The sequence below is a fragment of the Pseudoalteromonas sp. MMG022 genome (assembly GCF_021654245.1).
In the GTDB taxonomy this organism is placed as follows: domain Bacteria; phylum Pseudomonadota; class Gammaproteobacteria; order Enterobacterales; family Alteromonadaceae; genus Pseudoalteromonas; species Pseudoalteromonas amylolytica.
In genome coordinates this window covers 146,582-159,583 of record NZ_JAKFZQ010000002.1, presented here as the reverse complement: position 1 = coordinate 159,583, position 13,002 = coordinate 146,582, and the positions used below count along the sequence as shown (strand labels likewise).

Sequence of the window (13,002 nt, the reverse complement as noted above, 5' to 3'; positions counted from 1 at the left end):
ACGCAATGTAATCCCCCTTTACATCCAAGTAAAAATAGCGCTCAAGCATAGTGATTAGCATTTTTTACACTTTCAAAGTCATTAAACCTAATACCGTGTTGCTTTAAGATTGGTAGAATTTTCGGACTCAGCCACTGACGAACATAAAACGGCTGATTTGGCACAAAATGATGGATGGTGTGTGTTGCACCAAAGTTGAAACAAAATAGCTGTAACGGTAAGGCAAGCTTGTGATTAATCACATGTGTTTGCTCAAGTAAGTTATTAACACCACCATAATAATGCATGGACGACGTTATCAGATTTAAGCTAACAGACCTGATAACATTCGGGAATATCAATATCACCATAAGTAAGTTCACCCAGCTCATATACTCAAGCAGCCACAATGGATAACTATACCCACCCCCGCTTAGCAAACTAAACCCATGGTAAAGGAGTGCACTATACAATACGATAAAGTAGCCCGTGGTCAGTGGAAACCCTGCGTTAAATACTGTGAAAAAGCGAAAGTCGCTAATATCTCTCGCCAACGCTTTACGAAAGATAATAAGCCCCAACAACCCATCAGCTATCACAATTAGCCTCAAGAGTGGGTTGCGAATGCCATTGCCCACTAAGCGCTCTTCCAAGTCCTCTTTTGTCCCGGAGGTTTTGTGATGGTGCAGGTGAATTTTGCGTCGATACCACGGGTTGACAGTATTAGGTCGCATTAACCACACCACCAGCATCATCAGGTTGTGAAGCAGAGCATTTGAGCGAAAATATTGCTTATGAATAAGATCATGTTCTAGTTCATGTGACAAAGAAGCAAAAAAGGCTGCAGCAATCACACAAATAGGTGCGCTGATTTCTCCAGCATAATACAACCAACCCACGCCAGTCATACCAAACAGAGCACATACTAAAATAACTAGCCCTATCAAATCTTGATAATATAAAAAGCGGTATCGCTCACGTAACTTAGTTTCTTCGTTCCTTATTTCAGAAACGATGGTTTGAATGGCATTTCTGACCTGATGGTGAGACATAGTCATATCGGTGATAGTATCTAGTTGAGTACAGAGCTACCACGGTAGCTCTGTGAATAGCACAGCTAGCTTATAAGCTTTCTAAAATAGCTTCTGCTTTGCTGACTTCAAATTGCTTCGGTGCTTCGACATTGAGTAGTGTCACAACGCCATTGTCTACAATCATCGCATAACGAGTTGAACGAACTCCACCAAAGCTCTGGGTATCCATTTCAAGTCCTAAAGCTTTGGTAAAACTGGCATCACCATCAGCCAACATGCGGATCTCTTCGGCATTTTGGGCCTCTCCCCATGCTTTCATTACAAATGCATCGTTTACAGATACACAAGCAATCATATCTACCCCTTTAGCTTTGATCTTGTCAGCTAACGCAACAAATCCAGGTAGGTGAGACGCCGAACAGGTGGGAGTAAATGCGCCTGGTACTGCAAATAATACAACTCTTTTATTGGCGAAAAGCTCTTTAATATCGTGGTTTATCATACCATCTGCGCCAAGTTCGCTCAGCGTTGCCGCTGGTAAAGTTTGTCCTTGTTCTATCATCTTGTTCATTCCTCTATGCGGAGTTAAAAACCCAGTGTAGCCTTAAATTTGACTATTAAACACTGACAAATCTAAGGGTTATTATCTTGATCGAAAAATCGTGAAGCGACACTGTGCTCAGGCTTAAGTTGTAGTAAATCCCATAAGTTTCCATATAAATCCTGAAACACCGCAACCGTACCATAGTCTTGCTCACTGGGCGGCCTTACAAACTCAACCCCTTGATTACACATATTGCCGTAATCTCGCCAAAAGTCATCGGTACATAAAAACAAAAATACTCGACCGCCAGTTTGTTTTCCTATGTATTGTGCCTGCGCTTCATTTGAGGCTTTCGCCAGCAAAATACTGGCTCCTTTGGAGCCTGGTGGCGCAATCACGACCCAGCGTTTGTTTTGTTCACTTTGATAACTGTCTTCGAGTAGCTCAAAATTAAGCTTGTTAACATAAAAGTCTATCGCTTCATCGTAGTCACGAACAACTATAGCCACATGAGCAAGTTCTTGTCTCACAACAATTCCTTCTATCACTTTTTAAGAGAGAGGGTTCCTGATTTTCTCTTGGGCCCTGACGACGGCTTACCAACAGGCTTGTTTTCAGTCCGTTGTATACGTCCCTTCTCCCTCGGTGGTTTGTTCGAGTTAGCTGCTTTTCGTGGCTTTGAATTGCTGTCTAAGCGCTTATTTGGGTCAATCGAACCTTCTTCAGTTTTTGCCGAATCCGAAATTGAGTCATTGATTTCACGCATTTCAGCTTCAGTTAAATGACGCCACTGTCCCGGTCTTAAGCCGTTCAAATTCACATTCATAATACGAACACGTTTAAGCGTCGTTACTTCATAGCCCAAGTATTCACACATTCGGCGTATCTGCCTGTTCAACCCTTGAGTTAACACTATGGTGAAAGTCCGCTCACCGGTTTGTTCAACAAAGCATTTTTTTGTAACCGTGTCCAAAATTGGTAAGCCACCAGCCATACGCTCTATAAAGCGCTTATTAATTGGCCTGTCGACCCCAACCACATATTCTTTTTCATGGTTATTGCCTGCACGCAGGATCTTATTGACGATATCGCCTTCGTTAGTCAAAAAGATTAACCCTTCTGAGGGTCTATCTAAACGTCCGATTGGAAAAATACGTTCAGGATAATTTATAGCGCTGACGATATTGCTCCTGATCTTACGCTCAGTTGTACAGGTAACACCGACCGGCTTGTTATAAGCGATATAAACCCTTTTCGGTTTAGCTTTGAGTGGTTTATTGTCTATTAAAATAACATCGTTATCACTGACCTTTAACCCCATTTCAGGCAAATTACCATTTACCTTAACTCGGCCTGCTTCTATGAGTTTGTCAGCCTCACGACGCGAACAAAACCCTGTTTCGCTGATATATTTATTTAGCCGTGTTAATTGCGTCACTGATAACCCTTTTTGACATAGTAAAAAAGCGCATTTTAAACGATTGACGCACAAAATGCTTAATTTTCTGTCGCACAATTCGTGTATTTGAAGCGTATTTGATTTTTAATGACCATACTTTCTTAACAGCCATTCAAACGGCCCTTGCTGAAAGCATTTCAGATATATGGGCGCAAAAAGCAGCTGTAAGCCAATTCCAACCAAGGCCACTTGTAAATAATCTACACGGTTAAATGTAGCGCGAGCCTCTGGTGCTATCCATACAAAAAATGTAACGAGTACCAATGATTGTAAGAGGTAACAGGTAAGCGCTAGCTTTCCAATTGCACCTAACCAGTTGCTGAACCAGGACATAGGCGAAAGCCAAGTATTAAGGTGAGTGATAAGCAAAGCTCCGAACACAGCATTTACCCAAACAATACCATCGTTTAGCGCTGACAATTGTTTGGGCTCAAAGTAAAGCACCAAGGTGCTTGCTAAGGACATCATGCCCACAATAGCAATCACCCGAAGCAAGTCAGACTTGGCTAAACCGCCGCTGAAAACACCTGCTCGGTAACAATATACACCTATCAACATCACTCCTAGGGAGTTCCAAATGGTTAGAATAGGTAGCATCAAGATCATAATGGCAAACATTGATGCATTGTGAATTAAAAGGCTGATTAAATCTGTAGGTGCACGTAGTAATATGTCGTTAAAGGCGCTGCTGTCACGATAAATTGTTTCACCATCGCCAAATAGCATAAACGCTGCAAGTAATGCGCTGCTTACTAGCACCATTGCTAAACCGTGAAACAGCACAGTTGCTTGGTCTCTGTGTAAATATCCCAATGCCAATAACCCAGCCAAACCATAACTGAGCAAAATATCGCCGGGCCAAACTAAAAAGCCATGTAATATACCAAATACAATTAAGCACTTAAGCCTTGGCTTGAGGGCACTTACATCTTTGCTTTTTTCATATTGTATGACCAATGCCGCGCCAAATAGCATACAAAATAACGAGCGAAACCTGCCATCCAATAGCAACACGTTAATATATTCAATTACTTTATCGCCAACATGTGCCTGTGATAAACCTACATACCCTGTTTCGAACAATCCAAAGTAATAGACATTGAGTAACAGCAACCCTAAAACGGCTATTCCTCGCAGACTGTCTAACTGTTTTATCCTCATGTTTAAAATAGGGTTTCGTTGTACATATCAGCCCAACGGATGGCATCAGCGTGAAATTCAGGCAGGCGCTGATCGTTGATGTTAAGTAAACTGCAAGCCTCTTGCAATTGCCACCAACTTCCGCTCTCGTAAGCTTTCACAACATTCAATATGTAATACAACAGGTTATGCTTTCCCATTAGGGCATCTTGAAGTTCTTCAGGGAACGGTAATCGAGAAACCACTTGATCCATGGGTCGGTCTAAAATTGCATCTAGCAGCGAAAATAGTCCGGTTAAAAAACTCATTCCCTTAATATTTGGGTTTAGGCTCTTCGCTATCAGTTCACAAAAGCGCGAGCGAACAATACTTAATCGGGTCAGTTCTGTTGGTTTGCCTTCGGCAATATGTGCAGTCATTATCAGACCCACAAACTTTTTCACCCGTTCATCACCCAAGTACACCAGCGCTTGTTTTAAAGATTCTATACGTTTTTTCAGCGGGAATACGCCTGAGTTAATTAAGCGCAGCAGCTTGTATGCAAGCGCCGTATCTTGGGCAAATAACCGCGCTATTTTATCTATACTCAGATGTGGCTTTAATACCTCAGCATAAATAAGCAGTACAATGGCATGGTTGATTTCAATATCATTTTGCTGAATAACTCGGGGCTTAGCGAAGAAGTATCCTTGGAAAAAGTGAAACCCCATTTCTTTGGCTTGTTCAAATTCAGCTTCTGTTTCAACCTTTTCCGCCAGCAATTTCATGTTTTTTCTTTGTCTAAACTCTTCAACAAGCTCTTCAATTTGATCTAACGAGTTTTGTTGTATATCGAATTTAACCAAACGGATCAGTTTTAAAAATGGCTCCCACTGCTTAGTGTATTCAAAATCATCCAGCGCCAGACGATAATTTTGATGAAATAGTGATTTTACCTTTTCATAGTTCTGCGTAGTGGGAGATACTGTTTCAAGTAATTCAAGAATCACATCCTGACAGGGTAGAAAATGCGCCAGCTCCTGATTAAGGGAATCAGGACCAATATTGATGAGTGCCTTCTTGCCGGAAGTTAAATAGCGAGTACCCAAGTTTAGTTGGTTGTCCATGATAAGCTTTGCAGTCGCTGCATCGTCAGCAATGTTAGGAAAACTATTGCTTGTTCCGTCACGAAATAACAACTCGTAAGCCACCACCTGCTTACGGCGGTTGAAAATAGCTTGTCGAGCAACAAAAACCTTCAAATGTTGACCCCTCAGTGTAGCCACTTCCAATGTAGCACTTTATTATCTACCAAAAACGCAATTCTAACCCTAAATAGCTATAATTAATATAGAACTAAGCTATTAATACTTGAGAAATTTAGCTTGATAACTATAGCACCTGTATATGAAAAAGCAGACCAGGGGCCTGCTTATGGCAATGAAATTGTCCGACTCATATCTCGACAGCTATTGATAAAGTTGTTCAATATACAAACTCGCACTGTGTAGCCATGTAAAACGAGCCGCCGCCGCGTTACTAGCAAGTTGCTGATATTGTTCTTGTTTATCAACATACATACTAGTGGCAAAGTCAAATTTTTCAAGTAGTTGAGACACTTGCTCTGGTAAGTCTTCTCCAGAAAATGAAAATCCATTTTCAAGGTCTTTAACCGTATCGGCTAGGCCACCTACCTGATGAACAAGGCAAGGCTGCCCCGCCCTCATTGCCAACATTTGACTAATCCCACAAGGTTCAAAAGAGCTTGGCATCAAAAACAAATCACCTAATTGATAAAGCATGTCACCAATACTCTGTCCATAACCGCATAGATAAAGCAGGTTGTCATTTCTTGCCATCACCTGTGTAAACAAGCTTTCAAGATACTTATCACCTGAGCCTAAGATGACGATCCGAGCCCCTTTTGCTGCGGCCATTTTAGCCAACTCATCCAGTAGCAATGTACTACCAATTGGCTGGCGTAACAACAGTGCTTTCTGATCGGTCAAGCGCCCCACGCTTGTGATAAGAGGTCCTTGCCATGAAGAGTCTAACCACGCACGTAATCGCTGATGCGCAATATAATGACTTGACTGAACGAGTGTTTGTTTACTCATCCAGATCAACAGTTCAGACTCAACCTGATGCAGATAATCTTGTAAAGGCATTTTATTGGTTTCTACATTGGGATATTCACAACCATTAAGAATGCCAACTAACTTGCCATGACGCTTAGCTATTTGCATATCATGCTCAAGTCCTTCGCCACCAAAGAAGCCTCTATCCGGTTCACTGGTATGCAGTACTTCTTCACCGTAAGTTGGCGATACTACATGGACTTTATCGGCGAGTGCAATCGCACTTCTCATCGGGTTAAAGCAATGTGGATGTTGATGATCACATAATATTTGACCGTCATAGCTTAAAGTTGGAAACCAAGCTTCTAAACTCGATTCATCATGATTAAACGGCCGTATACCTTGTAGCGCTAAGTTATGAACTGTGTAGATAGTTTTCAGTTGCTTTAAGTACACAAACCTTGGGCTGAATTTTTTTAATACCGCAACACAGGCCGCATGCCAGTCATGAAGATGAAGCACATCTAACTGTGCAAACATCTTATGCTCAATCGCTTCACTCACCGCTGCGCTAAAGAACGCAAATTTGGTTGCGTCCGTAGCAAATGGACGATGGCCTTCATCGTTGCAGTAGATCTCTCCATGGTGCTGGCTGAACAATGAATGAGAGATCACATACTGGGTCACACCATCTTGTTGCTCAACCTGCCACAGGGTTGCTGTTTCCAAGTGCTGTCGAAATGGCACAGCAATATCTGAGACAAAGGTTCTATTTAGGTGGCTCTGACCATAATCAGGTACCACCACACTGACTTCAACACCTTGATTACTCAAAGCGTATGGGATGTCTCGGATCACATCCGCTACGCCCCCAACTTTACAATTTGGCAGCCGATCGTTTTCGGCCGCAACCATTAATACCCGCATGTTACGCCTTATTATGCAGTTTGGAGTTTTTGTTTGGTTCTTTGTTGATTTTGATTATACGCAAGCAACATTTCTCTTGTGACCAACACTATACCCTTATTCGTTACCCTAAAGCCATTTTCTCTATCTAAATCAGGGTCAAAGCCGATTTCTAGGCCTGCTGGAAGATGACAACCCCTGTCTATAATGGCATTTCTGATGTTGCAGTTGCGCTCAATGACCACACCGGGTAATACAACCGAACTTTCTATTTTACAATAAGAGTGCAAATGTACATTTGAGAATAGCAGAGACTTTTTCACCGCCGAGCCGGATATAATACACCCACCTGAAACTGTTGAGTCTACCGCCATACCACGGCGGTCATCATCATCAAAGATAAACTTGGCAGGTGGTAGTTGCTCTTGGTAGGTCCAAATTGGCCAGCTTGGGTCGTACAAGTCAAGTTGTGGTTCTGGTGATACTAGCTCCATATTGGCCTCCCAAAATGAATCCAATGTTCCTACATCACGCCAGTATGGTTGCCCTTCATGGCTGGGATCACGAAATGGAAACGCAAACACGTTGTGCTCTTCAATAATCGCTGGAATAATATCGTGACCAAAGTCTCGACCCGACCCCTCTCGTTCTGCATCTTGCTTTAATTGTTCAAACAAAAACTCTGTATTGAACACATAATTACCCATCGACGCTAAACAAATACCATCTTTGCCTGGAATTGAAGTGGGCTGTGCTGGCTTTTCGTCAAAACGACGTACTCGTTTGTCTCCATCAACCGTCATAACTCCAAATGTATTTGCAGCCTCCTCACACGGCACTTCAATACAACACACTGTCATATCCGCACCCGTTTCAACGTGCTTCGCTAGCAACGCACCGTAGTCCATACGGTAGACGTGATCGCCAGATAGAATCATCACATATTTAGGTAGTTCATGACGGATAATATCCATATTTTGAAATACCGCATCAGCCGTTCCACAATACCATTCATCACCGTAACGCTGTGACGCTGGTAATATCTCTACCGATTCACCCAGTTCCTTTTTAAAGTGGCCCCACGCACGATTTACATGGCGGATCAATGAGTGAGACTTGTATTGAGTGGCTATACCAACTCTTCTTATTCCTGAGTTGATACAATTTGATAAAGGAAAATCGATGATCCTGTGTTTACCACCAAAATATACTGCCGGCTTTGCTCGCCAATTGGTTAATTCATGTAAACGAGACCCTCGACCACCGGCCAAAATTAAAGCATAAGTTTCTCTGGTTAAGCTACTTATGTAGCGATTTGCGTAACTGGGCATAACTTTCTCCAAATATCCTTGTGAGGTGCTCTATTGCATTGGCGCTAAACGCCAAATCTCATCGCAATATTGTTGAATGGTTCGGTCACTGGAAAAACTTCCACTGGCCGCAGTATTTAAGATGCTGATTCTGGTCCATGTTGATGAGTCTAAATACGTGTCCGAGGCCTTTTGCTGTGCTTCGACATAACTTGCAAAGTCGTGCGCGATTAACCATTGATCGCTAGGACTTTTAATTGCGCTAATGATGTCGTCGAAAATATTCGGCTCAAGTAAATTGAAATGACCGCTTTGTAATAAGTTCATCACCGCTTTTAAATTCGGGTCTTGCGCAATCAAATGCTCTGGATTGTAATGACTGCGAATAGCTTCCGTTTGCTCAGCATGCGCACCAAATAAGAAGAAGTTATCGGCACCAACATTGTCTCTTATTTCAATATTGGCACCATCCAATGTGCCGATTGTGATCGCACCATTCATCATAAACTTCATGTTACCTGTGCCTGAGGCTTCTTTACCCGCCGTTGAGATCTGCTCCGACAAATCTGTGGCGGGGCAAATCGCCTCCATTGCTGTCACGTTGTAATTTGGGAAAAACGCGACTCTAAGATATGGCTTGGCTTTTTCATCACTGTTGATCACATCGGCAACGTTATTGATGAGCTTGATGATCTTCTTCGCCATGTAATAGCCCGGCGCAGCTTTACCACCTATCAGTACACAGCGCGGAGCCATGCCCTCGACATCGCCTTTAAGAATACGGTCATAAAGATGAATAACATGCAATACATTTAATAACTGGCGTTTATACTCATGAATTCGCTTTACCTGTACGTCAAACATCATGTTCTCGTCAAAATCTACGCCACAACGCTGTTTGACCATTGCACACAGATGTTGTTTGTTCGCTCGTTTAACTTCTTGCCATTGTTTGTGAAATTCAGGGTCGTCGTAATAACGGCGCAGCTTTTCTATTTGACTAAAATCAGCCACCCATTGAGTGCCAATCTTAGTGCTGATCAACGCGCTCAATTTAGGATTACAATGTGCCAGCCAACGCCTTGGAGTAACGCCATTGGTTTTGTTGTTAAATTTTTCAGGCCACAATTCATAGAAGGTTTTAAACAGCCCTGATTTAAGTAACTCAGTATGTAAAGCCGCAACACCGTTTACAGAATAGCTGCCAACAATGGCTAGATATGCCATACGGATCTGCGGTACATCGCCTTCTTCTATCAAAGAAAGTTCTCGTTGTTTGTTTACATCCCCAGGCCAATGAAGTGCAACTTGCGCTAGAAACCTCGCATTTATCTCGTAAATTATTTCAAGTAGCCTGGGTAGCAGTTTTTGAAACAAAGGTACCGACCACTTCTCCAGTGCTTCAGGCAATAAAGTATGATTAGTGTATGCCATTGTTTTTGTTGTGATCTGCCAAGCGTCATCCCAATCCATTTCATACACATCGACAAACAAGCGCATGAGTTCCGCCACAGCAATACTCGGGTGAGTATCATTAAGCTGAAACACATGATATTGCGCAAAGTCACTGAAGTTAGCTCCGTATTGCTCCACCCATTGAATTAACACGTCTTGTAAACTGGCACTGGAAAGAAAGTACTGTTGGCGTAAGCGTAGCTCTTTACCATTTTCACTGGTGTCATTTGGATATAGCACCATAGTGATTTGTTCGGCAAGGTTTTTTCTGGCAACCGCTTCCGAGTAACTACCCGCATTAAATTCTGATAAATCGAATTCATCGGTTGCTTCTGATTTCCACAAACGTAGCGTGTTAACCACACCATTTTGATACCCAGGTATTGGTACATCATAAGGCACAGCGAGCACATCTTGTGTGTCAATCCACTGCCTGTGCTCACGGCCGTTTCTGTCACGAAATGTCTCAACATGACCAAAAAACTTCACTCTTTGCGCTTGCTCCGGCGCACTTAGCTCCCACGGATGACCTTCGCGCAACCAGTTATCTGGTTGTTCCACCTGATGACCATGTTCAATCATTTGATTAAACATGCCGTATTCGTAGCGAATGCCATAGCCCACCACAGGCAGAGCTAAACTGGCACAGCTATCCAAAAAGCATGCGGCTAATCGACCTAAACCGCCATTCCCAAGGCCTGCATCATGTTCCGCCTCACCAACTCGCTCCAGCTCAGTACAGTACTGTTCAAGCGCTTGCTGTGTGCCCTGCTGTAGATCCAAATTTAACACCGCATTACCTAAGGCTCGCCCCATCAAAAACTCCAACGAAAGATATGCAGCTTTACGGGTTTTCTTTTCTTTTAAATACTGATTTGTAGCTCGACACCTTGCCACCAGACGATCTCGAATAGTCAGCGCCAAAGCGTGATATAAATAAAGTTGGGATTCACCCACTTTATCCCGACCCAAGGTGTAATAGAAATGACGCATCAAGTCGTCGTTTAAGGTGCTTTCGTCAAGTTTTGGTGCATCTTGCCAATGTTTCACTACGCACACGTTAGCGCTCTTTTTAGCCATGTGTGATTCCTTCTTTTACTGATGTAAAAACCCAACTGGATTGGGGGGAAATTGCAACTGAATTTGTAACGGTTTTATCGGCTTTACAACTAGAAATGGCCAATTGCCAATGTTGGGTAAACGGTGGCTCTGGTAGAGTTATATGTAACAACTCAGTGCTGGCATTCAGAATAATTAACAGCGCTTGTTGTTGTTGCTTGTCGAGCAAGGTATAAATTAGCCAACGCCTTGGCTCCTCATGCCATTGCTGCGGACTCATGGCCTCACCTGATTCATTTAACCAACGCACAGAAAAGCGACTGTCGTTTGCATGTATATAAAACGGATGAGAGAACGCGCTGAACTGTCTACGTAATGCAACCAGCTCTTTAATAAAGAACGTTAAGCTGTGATTGAACTGGGAGGACTTCCACGCTAACCAATTGCTGCGATTATCTTGGCAATAGGCATTATTGTTACCGCCTTGAGAGTGCCCAAACTCACTACCAGCCGCTATCATAGGCACTCCTTTGGATAAAAAGAGCGTCAACAACGCATTTTTCTGCATTTGCAAGCGCAGCGAAGTAATTTCGGGATCAGTCGAAAACCCCTCCTGCCCACAATTCATAGAATGATTAGCGCTATGGCCATCACGGTTTTGCTCACCATTTGCTTCATTATGCTTGTATTCATAGCTGACCCAATCAGCTAAGGTAAAGCCATCATGACTGGTAATAAAATTAATTGAACTAAGCGGTCCTCGCAGATTATGTTCAAATAAATCATGAGAACCATGTACGCGTTTCGCAAGTTCTGGTAAGACGCCTTGTTCTCCGAGCCAAAAGCGCCTTAACGTATCTCTATATTTATCATTCCACTCGCGCCATGGAACGGGAAAAGCACCCAGTTGATATCCCCCGGGGCCGATATCCCAAGGTTCAGCAATCAGCTTTGCACCTTGTAGTATGGGGTCTTGAAGCACCGCTTGTAAGAACGTATGACAACGATTAAAACCATCTGCATTTCTTGCCAAAATAGAAGCCAAGTCAAATCGAAAGCCGTCTACTCCCATCACTTCGACCCAGTAACGCAAACTGTCTAGTACCAGTTGCAGCGTATAAGGGTCGTCGATATTTAAAGTATTTCCACACCCTGTGTCATTAATGTACACATCTGGGTGTTGCGCAACACTGCGATAATATCCCTTGTTGTTTAACCCCTTAAAAGACAGCACGGGCCCATCTACACCGGCCTCCGCCGTATGGTTATAAACCACATCTAGAATGACTTCTATGCCCGCTTCGTGCAGACGCTTTACCGTTTCTTGAAACTCGCTCACATCACCACTTCTTAAGTAGGCCTTGTGAGGCGTAAAATAATTTAGCGTGTTGTAACCCCAATAGTTGGTAAGTCCTTTGGTGGTAAGAAACTGTTCGCTCACAAAGGCATGTACAGGCAATAACTCCAAGGTTGTCACGCCTAGAAATTGTAGGTGACTAATAAACGCGGGCTCCGCTAGCGCCAAAAACGTCCCTCTTTTCGACTCTGATATTTCAGGGTGCCTGAATGTGGCCCCTTTTACATGGCATTCGTAAATAACCGTTCTCGACCATGGAACGTTGGGCTTAGTACCTTCATACTTTGGCACATCAACCACTTTAGATTTAGGCATATCTATCGCATTATCTAAGTGGCTTAGTGTACCAACCGGCATATGACAAAAATGTCGTTCGCTCCAAGTAAACTCTCCGTGTAAATCCTTCGCATAAGGGTCTAACAGTAACTTGTTGATATTAAATAGCTTGCCCTTTTGCGGATTATAATCGCCATCAGCTCGGTATCCATACAAACATCCCACGGTTAGCGGAGATACGAAGACGCTCCATATCCCCCCTTCATGGAAGAACATTTCGATACGCGCCACCTCCGAATGGCCGCTGTTATCGAATAAGCACAAACTAAGCGCCTTGGCTTGTGGCGCATAGACCGCAAAATTCACACCCTCATCAACCAATGTACTGCCAAGCGGGCGACAGCTACCCCGTCTCGAATGCAACAT

The 13,002-nt window shown here is 43.1% G+C and carries 10 protein-coding genes; all 10 read right to left on the bottom strand.

Annotation, left to right across the window (positions count from 1 at the left end):
* Window positions 1–41: 41 nt before the first annotated feature.
* Window positions 42–1,031 carry a fatty acid desaturase gene (locus L1070_RS02415; RefSeq protein WP_237124467.1) on the bottom strand — a complete coding sequence of 330 codons (990 nt, stop codon included), beginning with the start codon at window positions 1,029–1,031 and terminating at the stop codon, window positions 42–44.
* A gap of 70 nt (window positions 1,032–1,101) precedes the next feature.
* Window positions 1,102–1,575, bottom strand: a complete 474-nt coding sequence (locus L1070_RS02410; protein WP_237124339.1) for a peroxiredoxin — start codon at window positions 1,573–1,575, stop codon at window positions 1,102–1,104.
* 71 nt (window positions 1,576–1,646) lie between these two features.
* Entirely contained in the window at window positions 1,647–2,087 is a 441-nt protein-coding gene (locus tag L1070_RS02405) for a VOC family protein (RefSeq protein WP_237124338.1), read from the bottom strand.
* 14 nt (window positions 2,088–2,101) lie between these two features.
* The gene (rluF, locus tag L1070_RS02400; protein WP_237124337.1) at window positions 2,102–2,995 is read right to left on the bottom strand and encodes a 23S rRNA pseudouridine(2604) synthase RluF; all 894 of its coding nucleotides are present in this window, start codon (window positions 2,993–2,995) and stop codon (window positions 2,102–2,104) included.
* A 105-nt stretch (window positions 2,996–3,100) separates the two neighbouring features.
* Window positions 3,101–4,177, bottom strand: coding sequence for a DUF418 domain-containing protein (locus tag L1070_RS02395; protein WP_237124336.1), 1,077 nt, complete (start codon window positions 4,175–4,177; stop codon window positions 3,101–3,103).
* Between the two features lie 2 nt (window positions 4,178–4,179).
* Entirely contained in the window at window positions 4,180–5,397 is a 1,218-nt protein-coding gene (locus L1070_RS02390; RefSeq protein WP_237124335.1) for an HDOD domain-containing protein, read from the bottom strand.
* Between the two features lie 207 nt (window positions 5,398–5,604).
* On the bottom strand, window positions 5,605–7,140 hold the full coding sequence (locus tag L1070_RS02385) for a glycogen/starch synthase (RefSeq protein WP_237124334.1): 1,536 nt from the start codon (window positions 7,138–7,140) through the stop codon (window positions 5,605–5,607).
* Window positions 7,141–7,151: 11 nt separating this feature from the next.
* Window positions 7,152–8,450 (bottom strand): glucose-1-phosphate adenylyltransferase, encoded by a 1,299-nt coding sequence (glgC, locus tag L1070_RS02380; protein WP_237124333.1) that lies wholly within the window; start codon window positions 8,448–8,450, stop codon window positions 7,152–7,154.
* 30 nt (window positions 8,451–8,480) lie between these two features.
* Entirely contained in the window at window positions 8,481–10,964 is a 2,484-nt protein-coding gene (locus L1070_RS02375) for a glycogen/starch/alpha-glucan phosphorylase (RefSeq protein WP_237124332.1), read from the bottom strand.
* Entirely contained in the window at window positions 10,957–13,002 is a 2,046-nt protein-coding gene (glgX, locus tag L1070_RS02370; protein WP_237124331.1) for a glycogen debranching protein GlgX, read from the bottom strand. Before glgX ends, L1070_RS02375 begins: the two co-directional genes overlap by 8 nt.